The sequence below is a fragment of the Streptomyces sp. RK62 genome, assembly GCF_018070255.1.
GTDB lineage: Bacteria > Actinomycetota > Actinomycetes > Streptomycetales > Streptomycetaceae > Streptomyces > Streptomyces nigra.
The window spans coordinates 1-20,900 of record NZ_JAGPYD010000016.1; the positions used below are offsets into that span (position 1 = coordinate 1).

At 73.0% G+C, this 20,900-nt stretch carries 20 protein-coding genes; 17 read left to right on the plus strand and 3 right to left on the minus strand.

Going from position 1 to position 20,900, the window contains the following annotated elements; translation table 11 throughout:
* Positions 1-147: 147 nt before the first annotated feature.
* Positions 148-561 (minus strand): pyridoxamine 5'-phosphate oxidase family protein, encoded by a 414-nt coding sequence (locus KBY32_RS27900; protein WP_115504524.1) that lies wholly within the window; start codon positions 559-561, stop codon positions 148-150.
* A gap of 120 nt (positions 562-681) precedes the next feature.
* On the opposite strand from KBY32_RS27900, the gene clpB reads away from it, so the two are divergent.
* Together clpB and KBY32_RS27910 are read left to right on the plus strand one after the other, a co-directional pair.
* A complete protein-coding gene (gene clpB / locus KBY32_RS27905; protein ID WP_055621226.1) occupies positions 682-3,279 on the plus strand; it encodes an ATP-dependent chaperone ClpB in 2,598 nt (865 codons plus the stop codon).
* Between the two features lie 159 nt (positions 3,280-3,438).
* Positions 3,439-3,963 (plus strand): YbjN domain-containing protein, encoded by a 525-nt coding sequence (locus KBY32_RS27910; protein ID WP_055621227.1) that lies wholly within the window; start codon positions 3,439-3,441, stop codon positions 3,961-3,963.
* A gap of 78 nt (positions 3,964-4,041) precedes the next feature.
* Here KBY32_RS27910 and KBY32_RS27915 read toward each other — a convergent pair whose 3' ends face one another.
* Together KBY32_RS27915 and KBY32_RS27920 are read right to left on the minus strand one after the other, a co-directional pair.
* Positions 4,042-4,695: an SCO4225 family membrane protein gene (locus tag KBY32_RS27915; RefSeq protein ID WP_210982061.1), complete on the minus strand. Its 654-nt coding sequence runs from the start codon at positions 4,693-4,695 to the stop codon at positions 4,042-4,044.
* A gap of 260 nt (positions 4,696-4,955) precedes the next feature.
* Positions 4,956-6,146: a pyridoxal phosphate-dependent aminotransferase gene (locus KBY32_RS27920; protein WP_210982062.1), complete on the minus strand. Its 1,191-nt coding sequence runs from the start codon at positions 6,144-6,146 to the stop codon at positions 4,956-4,958.
* Between the two features lie 97 nt (positions 6,147-6,243).
* Here KBY32_RS27920 and KBY32_RS27925 point away from each other — a divergent pair, with 97 nt between their 5' ends.
* From KBY32_RS27925 to KBY32_RS27995, 15 genes are all read left to right on the plus strand, one after another.
* Positions 6,244-6,867, plus strand: coding sequence for a hypothetical protein (locus tag KBY32_RS27925; protein ID WP_210982063.1), 624 nt, complete (start codon positions 6,244-6,246; stop codon positions 6,865-6,867).
* 141 nt (positions 6,868-7,008) lie between these two features.
* A complete protein-coding gene (locus tag KBY32_RS27930) occupies positions 7,009-7,296 on the plus strand; it encodes a hypothetical protein (protein WP_079033577.1) in 288 nt (95 codons plus the stop codon).
* Positions 7,297-7,669: 373 nt separating this feature from the next.
* The gene (locus KBY32_RS27935) at positions 7,670-8,236 is read left to right on the plus strand and encodes a DUF2617 family protein (RefSeq protein WP_210982064.1); all 567 of its coding nucleotides are present in this window, start codon (positions 7,670-7,672) and stop codon (positions 8,234-8,236) included.
* 80 nt (positions 8,237-8,316) lie between these two features.
* Positions 8,317-9,879: a polyamine aminopropyltransferase gene (locus tag KBY32_RS27940; RefSeq protein ID WP_210982065.1), complete on the plus strand. Its 1,563-nt coding sequence runs from the start codon at positions 8,317-8,319 to the stop codon at positions 9,877-9,879.
* Between the two features lie 82 nt (positions 9,880-9,961).
* On the plus strand, positions 9,962-10,819 hold the full coding sequence (locus KBY32_RS27945; RefSeq protein ID WP_210982066.1) for an SRPBCC domain-containing protein: 858 nt from the start codon (positions 9,962-9,964) through the stop codon (positions 10,817-10,819).
* Positions 10,820-10,859: 40 nt separating this feature from the next.
* Positions 10,860-11,654: an aldose 1-epimerase gene (locus KBY32_RS27950; protein WP_210982067.1), complete on the plus strand. Its 795-nt coding sequence runs from the start codon at positions 10,860-10,862 to the stop codon at positions 11,652-11,654.
* Positions 11,655-11,664: 10 nt separating this feature from the next.
* Complete coding sequence (gene pyrE, locus KBY32_RS27955) at positions 11,665-12,213, plus strand: orotate phosphoribosyltransferase (protein ID WP_055621234.1); 549 nt, start codon at positions 11,665-11,667, stop codon at positions 12,211-12,213.
* Between the two features lie 171 nt (positions 12,214-12,384).
* On the plus strand, positions 12,385-13,416 hold the full coding sequence (gene fbaA, locus KBY32_RS27960) for a class II fructose-bisphosphate aldolase (protein WP_055621235.1): 1,032 nt from the start codon (positions 12,385-12,387) through the stop codon (positions 13,414-13,416).
* 70 nt (positions 13,417-13,486) lie between these two features.
* A complete protein-coding gene (locus tag KBY32_RS27965; protein WP_210982068.1) occupies positions 13,487-14,956 on the plus strand; it encodes an MFS transporter in 1,470 nt (489 codons plus the stop codon).
* A gap of 85 nt (positions 14,957-15,041) precedes the next feature.
* Positions 15,042-15,455, plus strand: a complete 414-nt coding sequence (locus tag KBY32_RS27970; RefSeq protein ID WP_055621237.1) for a DUF3151 domain-containing protein — start codon at positions 15,042-15,044, stop codon at positions 15,453-15,455.
* 151 nt (positions 15,456-15,606) lie between these two features.
* Positions 15,607-16,467 carry a tryptophan 2,3-dioxygenase family protein gene (locus KBY32_RS27975; protein ID WP_210982069.1) on the plus strand — a complete coding sequence of 287 codons (861 nt, stop codon included), beginning with the start codon at positions 15,607-15,609 and terminating at the stop codon, positions 16,465-16,467.
* Positions 16,460-17,656 carry a kynureninase gene (gene kynU / locus KBY32_RS27980; RefSeq protein ID WP_210982070.1) on the plus strand — a complete coding sequence of 399 codons (1,197 nt, stop codon included), beginning with the start codon at positions 16,460-16,462 and terminating at the stop codon, positions 17,654-17,656. Before KBY32_RS27975 ends, kynU begins: the two co-directional genes overlap by 8 nt.
* A gap of 220 nt (positions 17,657-17,876) precedes the next feature.
* Positions 17,877-18,746 (plus strand): alpha/beta hydrolase, encoded by an 870-nt coding sequence (locus KBY32_RS27985; protein ID WP_210982071.1) that lies wholly within the window; start codon positions 17,877-17,879, stop codon positions 18,744-18,746.
* Between the two features lie 127 nt (positions 18,747-18,873).
* Positions 18,874-20,226, plus strand: a complete 1,353-nt coding sequence (locus KBY32_RS27990) for a histidine kinase (RefSeq protein ID WP_308293804.1) — start codon at positions 18,874-18,876, stop codon at positions 20,224-20,226.
* Positions 20,223-20,888 carry a response regulator transcription factor gene (locus tag KBY32_RS27995; protein ID WP_210982072.1) on the plus strand — a complete coding sequence of 222 codons (666 nt, stop codon included), beginning with the start codon at positions 20,223-20,225 and terminating at the stop codon, positions 20,886-20,888. Before KBY32_RS27990 ends, KBY32_RS27995 begins: the two co-directional genes overlap by 4 nt.
* Positions 20,889-20,900 lie beyond the last annotated feature (12 nt).

Consider the following 20,900-nt stretch of genomic DNA (forward strand, 5'->3'; position numbering starts at 1 on the left):
AGCGCGCCGCCGGTTCCCCCCCCACCGCCGGCCCCGTGCCCTCAACCCGGGGACGCCGCTGCAGTTTTCCGGGATATTTCCCGCTTTACGGCGACCCTCGACGGGGCCGGAACCGGCCGGTCCGCCTCCGCGGCCAAGTTGCCGGTCTCAGCCGCGCCCCATCGCCCGCGTCAGCGCGATCTCGATGACCACCCGGTCCGGATTGGGCGCCGGCGTCCGCCCGTACCGGACGGCGTAGCGCCGCTCGGCCTCCCGCACCCGCTCCGGCTCCGAGCTGACGTGCGCGACCCCCTCCAGCGTGGCCCAGCGTCCGCCGTCCACCTGGCAGACGGCGACCGGGGCCCCGGCGGCCCCGGCGGCCAGCACATGCGCCACCTTCCTGCTGGACTTGTTCGTGATCACCCGAGCCAGCCGGGCCTCCGGTTCGTATGTGACACCGACGGGCACCACGTGCGGGGTGCCGTCCGGGCGGGGCGTGGTCAGCGTGCACAGATGCCTCTCCTGCCAGAAGGAGAGGTACGGCGCGTCGGGAGCGCCCGGATCCTGGGGGTATGCGGCCATGGTGGGGAACCTAACGGGCGCAGGGCTCCCCGGCCCACCTTGAGTGGAATAGACTCAAGTTTGTGTACGCTGACTTTGTCAGTTAAAGGGAGACGCTGACGCCAGGAGGAGAACGGACACGTGGACGCCGAGCTGACCAACAGGAGCCGGGACGCGATCAACGCGGCCAGCAACCGGGCCGTGACCGAGGGACACCCGGACCTCACCCCCGCCCACCTGCTGCTGGCTCTGCTCGAGGGCCAGGACAACGAGAACATCGTCGATCTGCTCGCCGCCGCCGAGGCCGACCAGGCCGCCGTACGGGCCGGTACCGAGAAGGCGCTCGCCGCCCTGCCCAGCGTGACGGGGTCCACCGTTGCGCCCCCGCAGCCCAACCGCGATCTGCTCGCCGTGATCGCGGACGCGCAGGCCCGCGCCAAGGACCTCGGCGACGAGTATCTGTCCACCGAGCACCTGCTCATCGGGATCGCCGCCAAGGGCGGTCCCGCGGCCGACGTGCTCACCCGTCAGGGCGCGACCGCGAAGAAGCTGCTGGACGCCTTCCGTAAGGCCAGGGGAGGCCGCCGCGTGACCACCGCCGATCCCGAGGGGCAGTACAAGGCGCTGGAGAAGTTCGGCACCGACTTCACCGCCGCCGCCCGCGAGGGCAAGCTCGACCCCGTCATCGGACGGGACCAGGAGATCCGCCGGGTCGTGCAGGTGCTGTCGCGCCGTACGAAGAACAACCCCGTCCTCATCGGTGAGCCCGGCGTCGGCAAGACCGCCGTCGTCGAGGGGCTCGCCCAGCGCATCGTCAAGGGCGACGTGCCCGAGTCCCTGAAGGACAAGCGGCTCGTCGCGCTGGACCTCGGGGCGATGGTCGCGGGCGCCAAGTACCGCGGTGAGTTCGAGGAGCGTCTGAAGACCGTCCTCGCCGAGATCAAGGACTCCGACGGGCAGATCATCACCTTCATCGACGAGCTGCACACCGTCGTCGGCGCGGGCGCGGGCGGCGACTCCGCCATGGACGCCGGCAACATGCTGAAGCCGATGCTGGCCCGCGGTGAGCTGCGCATGGTCGGCGCGACCACGCTGGACGAGTACCGCGAGCGGATCGAGAAGGACCCGGCGCTGGAGCGGCGCTTCCAGCAGGTGCTGGTCGCCGAGCCCTCCGTCGAGGACTCCATCGCCATCCTGCGCGGGCTCAAGGGCCGCTACGAGGCCCACCACAAGGTGCAGATCGCCGACAGCGCGCTGGTGGCCGCCGCCACCCTGTCCGACCGGTACATCACCTCCCGCTTCCTGCCCGACAAGGCCATCGACCTCGTCGACGAGGCCGCCTCCCGGCTGCGGATGGAGATCGACTCCTCGCCGGTCGAGATCGACGAGCTCCAGCGCTCCGTGGACCGGCTGCGGATGGAGGAGCTGGCCCTCGAGAAGGAGACCGACCCCGCCTCCCGGGAGCGCCTGGAGAAGCTGCGCCGCGACCTCGCCGACAAGGAGGAGGAGCTGCGCCACCTGACCGCACGCTGGGAGAAGGAGAAGCAGTCCCTGAACCGCGTCGGTGAGCTGAAGGAACGGCTCGACGAGGTGCGCGGCCAGGCCGAGCGCGCCCAGCGCGACGGCGACTTCGACACCGCCTCCAAGCTGCTGTACGGCGAGATCCCGGCCCTGGAGAAGGAGCTGGAGGCCGCCTCGGAGGCCGAGGAGGAGGCCGCGCGGGACACCATGGTCAAGGACGAGGTCGGCGCCGACGACATCGCGGACGTCGTCGCCGCCTGGACCGGCATCCCCGCGGGCCGCCTCATGGAGGGCGAGACGCAGAAGCTGCTGCGCATGGAGGAGGAGCTGGGCAAGCGGCTCATCGGGCAGACGGAGGCCGTGCAGGCCGTGTCCGACGCCGTACGGCGCACCCGGGCGGGTATCGCCGACCCGGACCGCCCGACCGGCTCGTTCCTCTTCCTCGGCCCGACCGGTGTCGGCAAGACCGAGCTGGCCAAGGCGCTCGCCGACTTCCTCTTCGACGACGAGCGGGCCATGGTCCGCATCGACATGTCGGAGTACGGCGAGAAGCACAGCGTGGCCCGGCTGGTCGGCGCGCCCCCCGGCTACGTCGGCTACGAGGAGGGCGGCCAGCTCACCGAGGCGGTGCGCAGGCGGCCGTACAGCGTCGTGCTGCTGGACGAGGTGGAGAAGGCGCACCCGGAGGTCTTCGACATCCTGCTGCAGGTGCTGGACGACGGGCGCCTCACCGACGGGCAGGGCCGCACGGTGGACTTCCGCAACACGATCCTCGTGCTGACGTCCAACCTGGGCAGCCAGTACCTGGTCGACCCGATCACCAGCGAGGAGGAGAAGAAGGAGCAGGTCCTGGAGGTGGTCCGCGCCTCCTTCAAGCCCGAGTTCCTGAACCGGCTGGACGACCTCGTGGTCTTCTCGGCGCTGACCAAGGACGAGCTGGTCCGGATCGCCCGGCTGCAGATCGACCGGCTCGCCAAGCGGCTGGCCGAGCGCCGGCTCACCCTGGAGGTCACCGACGAGGCGCTGGCCTGGCTCGCCGACGAGGGCAACGACCCGGCGTACGGTGCCCGGCCGCTGCGCCGCCTGGTCCAGACGGCCATCGGGGACCGGCTCGCGAAGGAGATCCTGGCCGGGGAGGTCAAGGACGGCGACACGGTCCGGGTGGACGCCTTCGGCGACGGCCTGATCGTGGGACCGGCCACCGGAAAGACGCTCTGAGGGGCGATGGCACCGTGATCGCGGGTACCCGGTGCGAACCGGGTACCCGTCCCGTTGACCGGATCGAGTCAGCCCAGGGCTGACAGGGCCCGTCCGGGCTTGCCACCCCCCTCCCTGCATGGGGGAGGATGGCGGAATCCGTACGAAGGGAAAATCACGGTGAGCATCGACCCGTCCTCGATTCCGAACTTCGGGGGCCAGCAGCCGCAGCCCGGGCCACCGCCCGGCCCCGTAATCCCGGATCAGGACCTCGTGAAGCAGCTCCTCGACCAGATGGAGCTGAAGTACGTCGTCGACGACGAGGGTGACCTCGCGGCGCCGTGGGAGCAGTTCCGTACGTACTTCATGTTCCGCGGCGAGGGTGACCAGCAGGTCTTCTCGGTGCGGACGTTCTACGACCGGCCCCACCAGATCGACGAGAAGCCCGCGCTCCTCGAGTCGATCGACGACTGGAACCGCCGGACGCTGTGGCCGAAGGTCTACAGCCACACGCACGACGACGGCACCGTCCGCCTCATCGGCGAGGCGCAGATGCTGATCGGCACGGGCGTCAGCCTGGAGCACTTCGTCTCGTCGACGGTCAGCTGGGTGCGGGCCGCCATCGAGTTCGACAAGTGGCTCGTCGAGCAGCTCGGCCTGGAGCAGGAGATCAACGAGGCGGACAAGCCCGAGGACGACGAGTAGTCGTCACGACGGACGTGCCCGCGGCGCGGTGCCGCGGGCGGAGGAGAGCCCGGCCCTGATGCCGGGCTCTTCCGCGTCTCAGCGTCCCTCGCGCAGCCGGTGGGCGAGCCGCCCGATCAGCACGGCGTTGACCAGCCCCGCGAGGCCCACGGCGACGGTGAAGACCAGCGTGCCCAGCCCCGGTATCCCGGAGTACTCCGCGGGCAGCGAGAGCGGCACGGCGAGGAAGCTGAACGGGGCGGCGGTGATGAGGGGCCAGATCCCCGCGAAGCCCGGGTCCGGCGACAGGAGCACGGCGTACAGGAAGAAGCCGAGCGCCACGGCGACGACGGCGCAGTAGGCGCGGGCGAGCCAGTTGTCGACGGCGGGCGCGAGCGGGTTCCTGGCGGGCACGTTCGACCGCACCGGCGCCGGCGCCGACCGCTTCGCAGTGAGAGCGCCGAGGGCGGCGGCGTTGACGAGGGCGCACAGCAGGACCCAGGCCGCCCAGAACCCGACGGCGAGCGCCTCACCCGGCCCGCCGCCCTCGGTGCCGGGCCCGAACGGGAGAGCCACGCCGATCAGCGAGAGCGGCGCGGTGAGCAGCATCGGCGCCATGGCGACGGGGCTGTCCGGGAGGACGAGCATGACCAGGACACTCAGGCCGAACACCACGAGATAGCCCCGGGCGAGCCGGCTGTCGGTGCCGAGCACGAGGAGCCGCGGCAGGCGGAGGCGGGAAGAGGTCTGCATCGGGAGCGCCCTTCCGCTCGTACAGGTCGATGCCGACGAGTCTCGCCGTGCGGCCCCGCTCAGACATGAGTACGGCTACCCGAGCAGGTACCTGCCCAGGTACTCAGCACCCCGACCTCGGCACCCCGACGGACACCTCCGCCCACACGGTCTTGCGGTCTTGCCCAGAGGCCGCCGGGGTGCCCATCCCCAGCGCACGGCCTCCTGAGCTGCCGCGTCCCGAGCCCGAGTCGGACGGCCGGTCGTAGGTCCGTCCGCAGTCAGACCGACAGCGTCTTCAGGCGGGTGGCCGCCTCCTCCAGGACGTGGGCCTGCTTGCAGAAGGCGAAGCGGACGAAGGGGGCGCCCTGGTCGCGGTGGTCGTAGAAGACCGCCGTCGGGATGGCGACGACGCCGGCCCGCTCCGGCAGGGTGCGGCAGAACGCGATGCCGTCGGTCTCGCCGAGGGGGCGGATGTCGGCGGTGACGAAGTAGGTGCCGGCGGGGCGGTAGACCGTGAAGCCCGCCTCCTCCAGGCCGCCGGCCAGGATGTTCCGCTTGGCGAGCATGTCCGCGCGGAACTCGGCGAAGTAGGAGTCGGGGAGGGACAGCGCCTCGGCGACCGCGTACTGGAACGGGCCCGCCGACACGTAGGTCAGGTACTGCTTGGCCGAGCGGACGGCCGTGACCAGGGCGGGGGAGGCCGTGACCCAGCCGACCTTCCAGCCCGTGAACGAGTACGTCTTGCCCGCCGAGCTGATCGTCACCGTGCGCTCGCGCATGCCGGGGAACGAGGCCAGCGGGAGGTGCTCGGCGGCGTCGAACACCAGGTGCTCGTACACCTCGTCGGTCACGACGAGCAGGTCGCGCTCGACGGCCAGTTCGGCGATCGCGGCCAGCTCCGCGCGGGTGAGGACCGTGCCGGTCGGGTTGTGCGGGGTGTTGAGGAGAAGGAGGCGGGTGCGGTCGGTGACGGCGGCGCGCAGCTCGTCCAGGTCCAGCCGGAACGCGCCGTCGTGCGGGCGCAGGGTGACGGGCACCCGGGTCCCGCCCGCCATGGCGATGCAGGCCGCGTAGGAGTCGTAGTACGGCTCCAGGGCGATCACCTCGTCGCCGGGCTCCACCAGCGCGAGCAGCGCCGCCGCGATGGCCTCGGTGGCGCCCGCCGTGACCAGGACCTCGGTGTCGGGGTCGTACGCCAGGCCGTAGCGGCGCTCCTGGTGCGCGACGACCGCCGCGCGCAGCTCGGGGACGCCGGGGCCCGGCGGGTACTGGTTGCCCCGCCCGTCGCGCAGCGCCCGCACGGCGGCCTCCCGGACCTCCTCGGGGCCGTCGGTGTCCGGGAAGCCCTGCCCGAGGTTGATGGACCCGGTGCTCAGGGCGAGCGCCGACATCTCCGCGAAGATCGTCGTCCCGAACTCGGCGAGCCGGCGGTTGAGCAGGGGGCGCGAGGAGGAGGTCATGCCCGTCATCCTCCGCCCGAGCCCGGGCTTTCCTCAACCGACACTCGCCGCCCGTCGTCCTCGGCGCGGTGCGTAGAGTGCCTGCCGTCGTCGAGGGGAGAAGACGGTGGACGCGGTCGAGTTCCCGCTCAGCGGCCGGGTGCGGGCGGCCCGGCGGTGGCTGGTGGTCACGAGTACGGGCGGTGCCGTGCTCGTGGCGGTCGCCGTGGCGTCCGTGGTCGCCGACGCCGTCGGCTGGATGCCGGTGTCACGGGCGGTCCAGGCCGTCCTGGTGCTGGTGGCGCTGTTCGTGCTGCCCGTCGTCTGGGTGGGCGTGCACGCCGTGTGGGCGCTGCGCGGGCGGGCCGAGCTGTTCGCCGCCGCCGGCGACCACCCGCGGCGGCGTCCCACCGACCGGCAGCTCGTCGGCCATCTGCGCGACGAACACCCGCTCACACCGCTGTGGTGGACGGTCGCCGTCCTCGGCGGTCTCGGCACGCTCTGCCTCGGGTTCGCGCTTCCGTTCGCCCTCGCCGACGGCCCCCTGCTCGCCGGTGCGCTCCTCGGCGCCGGGCTCGTCGTGTCCCTGGCCGCCCTCGGCCTCGCCGTGCCGGGCATCCGCCGCGCGGAACGGCAGGGCGCGGCGGACCGGAAGCGGCGGGCGGAACTGTGGTCCCTGCCCAGCGCCGTCGAACGCCGGCTCACGACCCCGCTCCTCGGCACGGGCGACGGAGCGCACCTCGGGGCCTGACCCGCGGGCCAACCCTCTGAAGTTGCTCAACTCTGCTTTGGGCGGGGAGCGGCCCGGGCATCTCCCCCGCACACACCGAGCGGAGGCGCCCACGGGGGGACGTCTCGGGTCGCTTCGGGGGAGCGGAAGGAGGCTGACGCCATGGTCACAGGACTTGTCGTGGCGCTGGTCGCAGTGGTGTTCGTCCTGGTCTTCGTGTCCATCGCCCGCAACGCGGGGCGGCGGTCGGTCAGCAGGGCGCGGGGGCGCAGCCGCAGCTCGTACAGCGGCAGCGACGGGGGCAGCAGCAACAGCTGGTGGGTCGGCGGTGGGGACGGCGGGAGCTCGTCGTCCTGTTCGAGCGGCAGCTCCTCCTGTTCCAGCGGCTCGTCCTGCGGAGGCGGGTCGTCGTGCGGCGGAGGGGGCGGATGCGGTGGCGGGGGCAGCTGACACGGGGCAGCTGAGCTCCACCCGGCAGGGGGAGCCGTATCCACCAGGGAGCGGGGCCGGTGCCTGGACCGGCCCCGCTCTCCGTTTCCCGGCGAAGGGCTCCGGCGCGCGCGCCCCTCGTACAGGCGCGCGCCGGAGTTGAACAGTTGAGCTGATAAGCCCTCCGAGGGATGGAAACCCTACGAACTTGGGTAAAAACGCTGTGTCGTCGAAGCAGTTCATGATTCAGTGAAGTTCACCTACGCAGCCCCCTCGGACGTCCCCCGGACACCCATCTGACCGCCGACCGGGCTGACGGGGCCGACGTCCCGGTGCCGGCAGTGCGACGACGGCCGGCACCCCACCTTCCTCCTGCTGCTAGCGGAGCCCATCCATGCTCACGACCCTGAACACCGCCTATACCGACACGCGCGCCGCCGACCTGGCCTGGACCCTGGGGCGGGAGCCGCTTCCCGCACTCGCCACGCTCGACCTGGAACTCGGCGCGGCCAGACTCCAGTTGAGGCTGCTCGGCGCCTCCCACCAGGTCCTCCTCGACGAGGAGCGGGGACGCTGTTCGGAGACGGTGGCCTGCATTCCGGGCAGCAGCACCCCCCTCCCGCTCGGCGCGGCCAAGCGCGCGGGCGACTGGGAGTACGAGTTCGCCGCCCGGGTCGAGGTGCTGTCACCGGGCCAGTTCGCGGGCCGCGCCCAGGAGTTGCTGGCGCTGGTCGCCGACCATCCGCACGGCCTGGCCGGGGTGTTCCCCGGCAGCCCGCACGCCTTCACCGCGATGCTGGCCCGGCGGCACGAGGGCCAGGTGCACTGGCGGACCTGGCACGCCTACCCGCAGGACGGCCAGTTGGTGGCCACCCAGACCCGGGTCGGGGTGCGCGTCCCGGCGGGGCCCGGCCGGCCCACGGCGAACCGGCTGCGCCCCTCCGCCGTCCTCGCCGGATAAACCACCGACGCCTCCGGAGCCGCCAGTTCCACACGTGTGGGTGACGAAGCGTGCCCCAGGCGTCACGTACCGTCGGCAACGTGATCGAACCGCACGCCCCCGCGCCTCCCGGCACGACGCCCTCCTGGGGCGGCCGGGCGCGGCTGCCGGTCCGGCCGGACACCGGGCGGTTCCTGGTCCTCGCGGGCGTCTTCGTCTGCGCCGCCTGCGGACTCGTGTACGAACTGGAACTCGTCGCGCTCGCCTCGTACTTGATCGGCGACTCGGTCACCCAGGCGTCCGTCGTGCTGTCCGTCATGGTGTTCGCCATGGGCATCGGCTCCCTCGCCGCCAAGCGCCTGCGCCCCCGCGCCGCCGCCGGGTTCGGCGCCATCGAGGCGGTCCTCGCCCTGGTCGGCGGATGCAGCGCGCTCGCCCTGTACGCCGTCTTCGCCTGGACCGGCGACTGGGGCGGCCCGTGGGCGCACGCCCCCCGCGCCCTCCTCGTCACCTTCTCCCTCGTCATCGGGCTGCTCATCGGCGCCGAGGTCCCGCTGCTGATGGAGCTGATCCAGCGCATCCGCCGCCAGGACGCGGGCGGCGCGGTGGCCGACCTGTTCGCCGCGGACTACGTCGGCGCGCTCGTCGGCGGGCTGGCCTTCCCGTTCCTTCTCCTGCCGCTGCTGGGGCAGTTGACGTCGGCCCTCATCACCGGCGGGGTCAACGCGGTCGTCGGCGCCGCGCTCGTCCTCGGGGTGTTCCGCGCCGACCTCAGCCCCCGCGCCCGCCGGGTCCTCCTCGCCGTCAACCTCGCCGTGCTCGGTGTCCTCGCCGTCGCCGCCGTCCTCGTCGACGACTTCGAGCGGGCCGCGCGGCACGCGGTGTACGGGCAGGACGTGCGGGTGGCCGTGCGGACCGGTACGCAGGAGGTCGTCATCACCGGCGGCACGGGCGGCCGGCCCCTCGACCTCTTCCTCGACGGGCGGCTCCGGGTCAGCGGCCGGGACGAGGGCCGCTACCACGAGGCGCTGGTGCACCCCGCGATGAGCGGCGGGCACGCGCGCGTGCTGATCCTCGGCGGCGGCGACGGACTGGCGGCGCGCGAGGTGCTGCGCCACCCCGGCGTGCGCCGGGTCGACATCGTCGAGTCCGACCCCGAGGTGGTGCGGCTGGCCCGCGAGGACCCGCCGCTGTCCCGGCTCAACGGGTACGTCTACGGCGACCCGCGCGTGCGGGTCCGCGACTCCGACGCCTTCCATGTGCTGCGGTCGGTCCCGCCGGGCTCGTACGACGTGATCGTCTCCGATCTGCCCGACCCCGGGGTCACGGACAGCGCCAAGCTGTACTCGCAGGAGTTCTACGGCCTCGCCCGCCGCGCCCTCACCCCGCACGGGCGCCTCGCCGTGCACGCCGGGACGGTCTCCCCGGACCCGCGCGTCTTCCGGACCGTCGAGGCCACGCTGCGCGCCGCCGGGCTGCGGACCACGCCGTACTCCCTCGCACCGCGCGAGGCGGTGGAGGGCCCGGCGCGGGCGCCGGACGACTGGGGGTTCGTCCTGGCCGGGCGGGACGGCCCGCCACCGCTGCCGGCGGGTATGCGGGTGGCCGAGGCGTCACGGGTCGCCGGCCTGCCCGCGTCGACCCTCGTGCATCCGCGGTACTGAGGCTCCCCGGCGGGCACACGGCCCACGGGAATCCGGGATTGTGTGGGTGCGGTTCACGCCATGCTGGGTAGGCTCGATCGGCATGGAGCATGAGGTGTTCGTTCCGGTCCCGGCCGAGCGGCTCAGGGAGGTGCTGGCCGACCCCGTGAGGGTCGCCCGCGCGGTCCCCGGGCTCCAGCAGGACGCCGGTGCCGAGCCCGTCGCGGGGCGCCTGAAGCTGCGCGTCGCCGGGCACACCATCACCTACCGGGGCGCCGTACGGATCTCCGCGCGGGACGACGGCGCGTACACCGTGGAGGGCGACGCGGCCGAGGCGCGCGGAACCGGTTCCGTGAAGCTCGCCCTCACCCTGCGCACGCGGGACGCCGACGGCGGGGCCACGCTCGTGTTCGAGGGCGGCGCCTCCGCGGACGGGCGCGTCACCGAGTTCGACGCCGACGCCGTCCACACGGCCGTCACCCGGCTGCTGAACCGGTTCGCCGAGCAGCTCGGCGCGGTGGCGGCGGAGTCCGCCGGACCCGAGGCCGCCGACGACGGCGTCGAGGAGTCCCTCGCTCCCGGCGAGTTCGAGCCACGCGTGACCAGCGACTTCGAGACGACCCCGGACGCCGAGGACCCGCCCGTGCCGGAGCCGCCGTCCGTGTTCGACACCGAGGTGCCGCCGCCCGCCCTCGAAGCGGAGGACGAGGAGAGCGAGGGGAGCGAGGAGAGCGAGGAGGCGGGCGAGGCGCCCGTCGCGGAGGCCGCGCACGCCCGGCGCACGATGATCGGGCGCAGCGCGGAGGAGGTCGACCACGCCCCGCCGCGCGGCCGGTACGCGCCGGTGCCGCCGCCCCAGTCCCTCGCGCCCAACTCCGCGCTGCGGTGGGCCGCCCCGGCCGCCGCCGTCGTGCTGGCCTCGGCGATCGTGGCCGGCCGGATGCTGCGCCGCCGCCGCTGACGCGCCGGGCGGTCTTGATCGCCCCCGGTAGGGTCGTGCTGTGCGTACCGAACACATCACGCTGACCGCGGGCGACGCGGAGGTGGACGTACTGCCGGGCAACGGCGGACGGGTCGGGGGACTGCGCGTCGGCGGGACGGAGCTGCTGCGGCAGGGCGAGCGGTTCGGCTGCTTCCCGATGGTGCCCTGGTGCGGGCGGATCCGCGACGGCCGCTTCCGCGACGGCGCCGAGGTACGGCAGATGCCGCTCAACGCCCCGCCCCACGCCATCCACGGCACCGCCCGCGACGGGGTGTGGAAGGTCGCGCGGCACACCGACGCCGAGACCGTCCTCACCTACGACCTGACCGAGCCCTGGCCCTACCCGGGCCGCGTCACCCAGCTCGTCGCGCTCACCCCGGACAGCCTCACCCTGACCATGTCCGTGGAGACGTACGACGCCTCCTTCCCGGCGCAGATCGGCTGGCACCCCTGGTTCAACCGGAACCTCGGCGACGGCGGCGAGGACGTCCGGCTCGACTTCAGCCCCGCCTGGCAGGAGGAGCGCGGCGACGACCACCTCCCCACCGGCAACCGGATCGAGCCGCGGCCCGGCCCCTGGGACGACTGCTTCGGGATGCCCGGCGGCGTCGACGTCACCCTCACCTGGCCGGAGCGCCTGGAGCTGAAGGTGACCAGCCGCGAGGAGTGGGTCGTCGTCTACGACGAGCAGGAGGCCGCCGTCTGCGTCGAACCGCAGACCGGCCCGCCCAATGGGCTGAACACCCATCCCCGCCTGGTCACGCCCCTGGAGCCGCTGGAGGCCACGACCGTCTGGCGCTGGACACGCCCTTAAGCTGGGCGGCATGACTGACGTTCGTGCGGCGCTGCTGCAGCAGATCAAGGACAAGGCCGTGGTGCACGGCAAGGTGACCCTGTCGTCGGGCCTCGAAGCCGACTACTACGTCGACCTGCGGCGCATCACCCTCGACGGCGAGGCCGCCCCCCTGGTCGGGCAGGTGCTGCTCGACCTGACCGCCGACCTGGAGTTCGACGCCGTGGGCGGGCTGACCATGGGCGCCGACCCGGTCGCCGCCGCCATGCTGCACGCCGCCGCCGCGCGCGGCCGCAGGCTCGACGCGTTCGTCGTCCGCAAGGCCGCCAAGGCGCACGGCCTGCAGCGCCGCGTCGAGGGACCGGACATCGCCGGCCGCCGGGTGCTCGTCGTCGAGGACACCTCCACCACCGGCGGTTCGCCGCTCACCGCCGTCGAGGCCGTGCGCGAGGCGGGCGCCGAGGTCGCCGGTGTCGCGACCATCGTCGACCGGGCCACCGGCGCCGCCGAGAAGATCCGCGAGGGCGCCCAAGTGCCGTACCTGTACGCGTACTCCAAGGACGAGCTCGGCCTGGACTGACACCCCCTTCCGGCCGGGTCCGTCTCGGCTGGTGACAGACGCTCGGAGCATCCGGGTTCGTCTGGAAAGATGGGCGCCGACGACGACGTCACAACCCCCCAAGGTCTAGGTCAGGGCCAAGAAGAACGCCGTACGCAGTACGCCGACCCGCACACTCCAAGGAGCGGACAGATGCCCATCGCAACCCCCGAGGTCTACAACGAGATGCTCGACCGGGCGAAGGCAGGCAAGTTCGCCTACCCGGCCATCAACGTGACCTCCTCCCAGACCCTGCACGCGGCCCTGCGCGGCTTCGCGGAGGCGGAGAGCGACGGCATCATCCAGATCTCCACGGGTGGTGCCGAGTTCCTGGGCGGTCAGTACAACAAGGACATGGTCACCGGCGCCGTCGCCCTGGCCGAGTTCGCGCACATCGTCGCCAAGAAGTACGACGTCACCGTCGCGCTGCACACCGACCACTGCCCCAAGGACAAGCTCGACGGGTACGTCCGTCCGCTGCTCGCCGTGTCCGAGGAGCGCGTCGCGCGCGGTGAGAACCCGCTGTTCCAGTCGCACATGTGGGACGGCTCGGCGGAGACCCTCGCCGACAACCTCGCCATCGCGCAGGAGCTGCTGGAGCGCGCCCGCGCCGCCAAGATCATCCTCGAGGTCGAGATCACCCCGACCGGTGGCGAGGAGGACGGCGTCTCCCACGAGATCAACGACTCCCTCTACACCACGGTCGACGACGCGATCCGCACCGCCGAGGCGCTCGGCCTCGGTGAGAAGGGCCGCTACCTGCTCGCCGCCTCCTTCGGCAACGTCCACGGCGTGTACAAGCCGGGCAACGTCGTCCTCCGTCCCGAGCTGCTGAAGGAGCTCAACGAGGGCGTCGCCGCCAAGTACGGCAAGCCGGCCGGCTCGCAGCCGTTCGACTTCGTCTTCCACGGCGGCTCGGGCTCCACCGAGGAGGAGATCCGCACCGCGCTGGAGAACGGCGTCGTCAAGATGAACATCGACACCGACACCCAGTATGCGTTCACGCGTCCGGTCGCGGACCACATGTTCCGCAACTACGACGGCGTCCTGAAGGTCGACGGCGAGGTCGGCAACAAGAAGACCTACGACCCGCGGACCTGGGGCAAGCTCGCCGAGGCGTCCATGGCCGCCCGGGTGACCGAGGCCTGCACGCACCTGCGCTCCGCCGGTACGAAGATCAAGTAGTTCCGTCCCCTCGGGGACCCCGTGAGCCCGGCGCCTGCCATGGCGCCGGGCTCGCTGTATACCTGGGGACATGCCCGACGTCCGGCTGGCCTCATCGCAGGGCCGGTGGGTTCTGCTCACCACCGTCCTCGGCTCCAGCATGGCGATGCTGGACTCCACCGTCGTCAACGTCGCCCTGCCCCGCATCGGCCGGGATCTCGACGCCGACCTCGCCGCGCTCCAGTGGACCGTCAACGCGTACATGCTGACGCTGGCCGGGCTGATCCTGCTCGGCGGCTCGCTCGGCGACCGGTACGGGCGGCGCCGGATCTTCGTGGTGGGCGTGGTGTGGTTCGCGGCGGCCTCGCTGCTGTGCGGGCTCGCGCCCGGCGTCGAGGTGCTGGTCGCCGCCCGCGCCCTGCAGGGGATCGGCGGGGCGCTGCTGACCCCGGGGTCGCTGGCGCTGATCCAGGCGTCCTTCCACCCCGACGACCGGGCGCGGGCGGTCGGCCTGTGGTCCGGGTTCGGCGGGGTCGGGGCGGCCGTCGGGCCCTTCGTGGGCGGCTGGCTGGTCGACGGGCCGGGCTGGCGGTGGGTGTTCCTGCTGAACGTGCCGGTGGCGCTGGTGTGCGCCCCGATCGCCGTACGGCACGTCCCCGAGTCGGGCGACGGGACCCGGCACGGCCGCTTCGACGTGCTCGGGGCCGCCCTGGGGGCGCTGGCCCTGGCGCTGGTGACGTACGCGCTGATCGAGGCGCCGCAGGGGTCGGCGACGGTGGTGGTGGCCGCGGTGGCGGGGGTCGGTGCGGGGGTCGCGTTCGTGTGGGTGGAGCGGCATCGGAGCGATCCGATGATGCCGCCCGACATCTTCCGCTCGCGGCAGTTCACGGCCGTCAATCTGGTCACGCTGTGCGTGTACGCGGCCTTCGGCGGGTTCTTCTTCCTGGCCGCGCTGCAGTTGCAGGTGGTCGCCGGGTATTCGGCGCTCGGGGCGGGGGCGGCGCTGCTGCCGACGACCGCGCTGATGCTGCTGTTCTCGGCGCGGTCGGGGGCTCTCGCGGATCGGATCGGGCCGCGGGTGCCGCTCACCGTGGGGCCGCTGGTGTGTGCGGGCGGGATGCTGTTGATGCTGCGGGTGGGGCCGGGGGCGGTGTACGTGTCGGATGTGCTGCCCGCGCTGCTGGTGCTGGGGCTCGGCATGGTCACGCTGGTCGCGCCGCTGACGGCGACGGTTCTCGGGTCCGTCGATACCGCTCGGGCGGGGCTGGCCAGTGGGATCAACAATGCGGCGGCTCGGGCGGCGGGGCTGGTGGCGGTGGCCGCGTTGCCGCTGCTCGCGGGGATGGGGGAGGAGGCGTACCGGTCGGCGTCCGCGTTCGATGCGGCGTTTCGGCGGGCGATGCCTATCTGTGCGGGGGTGTTGGTGGTGGGGGCGGTGGTGGCGTTCGTGACGGTGCGGTCGCTGCCCGCGGGGTGCCGGAAGCCGGAGTGTCTGCGGCACGGGTCTGTCGTGTCGCCGCCGTTGGAGGGGCAGGGGAGCAAGGGGAGGCTGGGGGGATGAGGTGTGTCCTCAAGCGCCGGGCGGGCTGGATAGGTCCGGGCTGGGCGGTGGGGTCCACGTGGGTGGGATGGACGACACTGGGGCCATGGCCATTCATGAGAATCTGCTCGGGGGGCCGCCCCCGACCCATCTGCCCGACGACCCGGAGCCCCGTGAGCTGCTCGCGGGCGGTACCGCGCCCTCCGAAGTCGCCGCCCGGTACCCGACCTCCTCCCTGGCCTGGGCCCAGCTCGCCGACGAGGCGTTCGAGCGGGGCAGCGTCGTGGAGTCGTACGCCTATGCGCGCACCGGCTACCACCGCGGTCTGGACGCGCTGCGCCGCAACGGCTGGAAGGGCCACGGGCCCGTCCCGTGGGAGCACGAGCCGAACCGGGGCTTCCTGCGGGCCCTGCACGCCCTCGCCCGGGCCGCCGGGTCCATCGGTGAGCAGGAGGAGTACGAGCGCTGCTCGCAGTTCCTGAAGGACTCCTCGCCGACCGCCGCCCAGACTCTGGGCTAGTCGTTTCCGGCGTTCCCGTGAGGCCCCCCGGTGTGACCGGGCGGGCCTTGCGGGGTTCCGGGGGCATGGCTGAGGATGCGGGTGGGGACCGGGGCCCCTTTGCCGATAACGGCAGGGCGGACCGCTACCCGGAGTTACACAGGAGACAGCGATGTCCCAGCAGGCTCATCGGTCCGCGGACACCACCGCGGGGACTCAGGAGCCCGAGACCCCGAATCTCGACTTCGCGGGTACGACACCGTACGAGGACTACGTCAAGGCGGACGTCCTCACCCACCTGCAGCACACCCTCTCCGACGATCCCGGAGAGATGGTCTTCCTGGTCACGACCCAGGTCATGGAGCTGTGGTTCACCGTCATCGTCCACGAGTGGGAGACCGCGGCCCGCGCGCTGCGCGAGGACCGCCCCGGTGTGGCGATCGACGCCCTGAAGCGGTCCGTGCGGGAGCTGGAGGCGCTGAACGCCTCCTGGACGCCGCTCGGGCAGCTCACGCCGGCCCAGTTCAACTCGTACCGCAGCGCGCTCGGCGAGGGGTCCGGCTTCCAGTCCGCGATGTACCGCCGGCTGGAGTTCCTGCTCGGCGAGAAGTCGGCGTCCATGCTCGTCCCGCACCGCGGCGCCCCGCGCGTCCACGCGGAGCTGGAGAAGGCCCTGCACGAGCCCAGCCTGTACGACGAGGTGCTCCGCTTCCTCGCCCGGCGCGGCCACGCGATCCCCGAGCAGGTGCTCACCCGGGACGTCACCCGCCGTTACGAGCCCTCGGAGGCCGTCGAGGCGGTCTGGACGGAGATCTACACGGGCGACCAGAACGCCGAGCTCACCCGTCTGGGCGAGGCCCTCACGGACGTCGCCGAGCTGGTGTGGCGCTGGCGCAACGACCACCTGGTCGCCACCCGCCGTGCGATGGGCGCCAAGACCGGCACCGGCGGCTCGGCCGGGGTGGCCTGGCTGGAGAAGCGCGCCCAGAAGAACGTCTTCCCGGAGCTGTGGACGGCGAGGTCCCATGTCTGAGCCGAGCGAGCTCGCCGCGCGGGCCGAGAAGCTGGACGCCGAAGACATACTCGCGGGCAGTCGTGCCCGGTTCGTTCTCGACCATGTCGTCTACCTCGACGGGAACTCGCTGGGCGCGCTGCCCGCGCACGTCCCCGGCCGGATCGAGGACGTCGTACGCCGGCAGTGGGGCGAGCTGCGTATCCGCTCCTGGGAGGAGAGCGGCTGGTGGACCGCGCCCGAGCGGATCGGCGACCGGATCGCCCCGCTGGTCGGCGCGGCGCCCGGGCAGATCGTCGTCGGCGACTCCACCAGCGTGAACGTCTTCAAGGCGCTGGTCGCCGCCGTGCGGATCGCCGGGGACGGCCGCGACGAGATCCTCGTCGACGCCACCACCTTCCCCACCGACGGGTACATCGCCGAGTCGGCGGCCCGGATGACCGGCCGTACGCTGCGGCCGGTGACGCCCGCCGAGGTGCCGGACGCGCTGGGCGACCGTACGGCCGCCGTGCTGCTCAACCACGTCGACTACCGCACCGGGCGGCTGCACGACCTGCCGTCGCTCACGGCCGCCGTGCGCGCGGCGGGCGCGGTGTCCGTGTGGGACCTGTGCCACAGCGCGGGCGCGCTGCCGGTCGGGCTGGACGAGCACGGCGTGGACCTGGCGGTCGGCTGCACCTACAAGTACCTGAACGGCGGCCCGGGTTCACCGGCGTACCTGTATGTGCGCCACGGTCTGCAGGACCGGTTCGACTCGCCGCTGCCGGGGTGGAACTCGCACGCCGAACCCTTCGGGATGCACCGGGAGTTCGCCCCGGCGTCCGGCGCCATGCGCGGCCGGGTCGGCACGCCCGACATCCTGTCCATGCTCGCCCTGGAGGCGGCCCTGGACGTGTGGGACGGGGTGCCGGTGGAGGCGGTGCGGGCCAAGTCGCTGGCGCTGACGGACTTCTTCCTGGAGTGCGTCGAGGCGTATGTGCCCGCCGGGCGGGTGGAGTCCGTGACGCCGGGCGCGCACGCCGAGCGGGGGAGTCAGGTGGCGCTGCGGTGTGCCGATGCCGGGCAGGTGATGAAGGAGCTGATCGCGCGGGGCGTGGTCGGCGACTTCCGTCACCCGGACGTGCTGCGCTTCGGTTTCACCCCGTTGTACGTGTCCTTCGCGGACACGGAGCGGGCGGCCCGCGTCCTCGCGGACGTGCTGGACGGATAGACGGCCGACGCCCCCGTCGCGGCGGCGGGGGCGTTCCGGGTTCGGCGGACATATGGGTCTCCTCGGTGCGCCGGGCGGCCGTGTGACCCTCACGGTGTGTGACATGCGCGTGTTCGCGCACGTCATCCGCCTGATACCGTCCCCGCCAACGGCCGAGGTGTCCCCTGGACCGCCACCCCCGCTTCCGTCCAATTCCGTTTCGTCGCTGAGAGGTTGGAGCATGCCGGACGACGTCGCCGCTGCCCGGGACGCCGCCGAGGAGGAGTCGGCCTTCTCGCACCCGCCCGTCGACCCCGACGCCACGGCTTCCTACGGCGCCCACCCCGACCAGGTCGTCGACTTCTACGCGCCGCGCGGAACCACCGCGCCCGCCGGTCCGGTCCCGCTGGTCGTCCTGCTGCACGGCGGCGCCTGGCGGGCCCCGTACGACCGGCGGCACCTCACCCCGTTCGCGGCCTTCATGGCGCGGCGCGGCTTCGCCGTGGCCAACGTGGAGTACCGGCGGGGCGCCGAAGGGTCCGAGGCGGAGGCCGGGCGCTGGCCGGACACCTTCGACGACGTCGCCGCCGCGCTGGACGCGCTGCCCGCGCTGGCCCGGGAGGCGCTGCCGCAGGCCGACGCGCGCCGGATGGTGCTCGCCGGGCACTCCGCGGGCGGGCATCTGGCCCTGTGGGCGGCCGCCCGGCACGTTCTGCCCGCCGGGTCCCCCTGGCGCACCGACGGGCCCCCGCCGCTGCGCGGGGTCGTGGCACTCGCCCCGATCGCCGACCTCGCGGTCGCCGACAAGCTGGACGTCTGCGGCGGCGCCGTACGCCAGCTGCTCGGGTCCGGGCCGGAGTTCGCCGAGCGGCAGCCGTACGCCGATCCCGCGCTGCTGCTGCCCACCGGGATCGCGACGACGCTGGTCCAGGGCCGTACCGACATCGTGGTCCCGCAGGCCGTCGCCGAGGCGTACGCGGACGCGGCGGCGAAGGCGGGCGAGGTGGCCGGGCTGACGCTGCTCGAGGACGTCGGTCACTTCCCGCTGATCGACCCGGCGGCGGACGCCTGCGCGGTCGTGGTGGAGGAGATCGCCCAGCTGGCTTGGTGAGCGGGCCCGCCGCCCCGGCCGTACCCCTCGCGACCTGCGACGCTCCCCGTAGTACCTGAGAGGTACGCGGAAGAACCCGCCTCCATGGGGACGACCGGGCGCCCGCCCGGCGCCTACGGTGCTGTACGTGACCGAGACGACCCAGATGCCGCCCCCGCCACCGGGGGACGCGGGCAGACAGCGCAGCCCCGAGTACCGGCTGGCCCGCAACTCCCTCCAGGGACTGCGCGAGGACCTGTTCCGCGATCCGTTCGCCTACCGCCCGCTGCCGCACCGCCGCACCGACGGCCCGTTCGTGCGCCGGCTGCCCGGCCGGATGCGCACCGCCGCCGAACGCCTCCCGCACGCGGTGATCGCGGGGATCGCGCTGTTCACCCTGATGATCGGCGCCCTGTCCGGCAGCGAGCCCGGCGGGGACGGCAGGGCCCTGCTGACCGGTCTGCTGTGCGCGCTGCCCGTCGTCACCACGCTGACCCGGCCCGTCGGCGCGTTCTGGCTGTCGCTGGCGATCACGCCGGTGACCGCGGCCCTCAACGGCGGCGGGTCGGACTGGCCGTGGATGCCCGGCGCGTTCCTCTGCCACCTCACCGTGCTGGTCGTGGTGGCGCTGCGCACCCGGCCCCGTACCGCCGTCTGGATGTGGGTCGTCACGGCCGTGTACGTCGTCCTCTCGGACGGTGTCATCGGCGGGTCGTACTACTACTCCAACGGCGCCCCGATGCTGGTGACGTCCGCGTTCGCCCTGCTCGTCGTCTCGCTGCGGCACGTCCGCCAGGCCGCGCAGCAGGAGGTGAGCGCCCAGCAGACGGTCACCGCGCAGGAGCGGTCCCGGCGGACCCTGCTGGAGGAGCGCACCACCATCGCCCGGGAGCTGCACGACGTGGTCGCCCACCACATGTCCGTCGTCGCCATCCAGGCGGAGGCCGCGCCCTACCGGGTGGAGAACCCGCCGCCCGAGCTGGAGCGCGCGTTCGCCACCATCCGGGAGAACGCGGTGGCGGCCCTGACCGAGCTTCGGCGCGTCCTCGGTGTCGTACGGGCCGAGGACTACGAGGCGCCCGACGCCCCGCAGCCCACCCTCGCCGACCTGGACGCCCTGCTCGCCAATGTGCGGGAGGCCGGGCTCGACGTGCGCAAGACGGTGACCGGCGCGGTCCGCGAACTGCCGCCCGGAGTGGAGCTGTCCGCGTACCGGATCGTGCAGGAGGCGCTGAGCAACAGCCTGCGGCACGCGCCCGGCGCGAGCGCCCAGGTCGAGGTCGGCTATGTCCTCGGCGGGCTCGGCCTGCGCATAGTCAACGGCCCGCCGCCCGCGCCGGCCCTGCTGAAACCGTCGCCGGGCGCCGGGCACGGCATCACCGGTATGCGGGAGCGGGTCTCCATGCTCAACGGGCGGATGACGGCCGCCGCGACGGACGACGGCGGCTACGAGGTGGCGGTGTTCCTGCCCGTCGAGGCGGCCGCGGAGGACAGCGCATGACCATCCGGGTGCTGATCGCCGACGACCAGATGATGGTCCGCGAGGGCTTCTCGGTCCTGCTGAACGCGATGCCGGACATCGAGGTCGTCGGAGAGGCCGTCAACGGCCGCGAGGCGGTGGAGCGGGTCCGCGAGCTCGGCCCGGACGTCGTCCTGATGGACATCCGTATGCCCGAGCTGAACGGCATCGAGGCGACCCGCGAGATCGTCGCCGCCGACGGCACGGCGAAGGTGCTGGTGCTGACCACGTTCGACCTCGACGAGTACGTGTACCAGGCGCTGCGCGCCGGGGCGTCCGGCTTCCTGCTGAAGGACGCCTCCGCGCGCCAGCTCGCGGACGGGGTGCGGGTCGTGGCCTCCGGGGAGGCGCTGCTCGCCCCGTCGGTCACCCGCCGGCTGATCACGGAGTTCTCCAAGCTGTCCGACGCCCCGCGCGCGATGTCGTCCGCGCACGCGGCGTACGGGGAGCTGACCGAGCGGGAGACGGAGGTGCTGGTGCTGATCGCGCAGGGCCTGTCGAACTCGGAGATCGCCGAGCGGCTCGTGGTCGCCGAGTCCACGATCAAGACCCATGTCAGCCGCATCCTGGTCAAGCTCGGGCTGCGCGACCGTACGCAGGCGGCGGTCTTCGCGTACGAGGCCCGGCTGGTGACACCCGGCTAGAGAAGGGGTGCG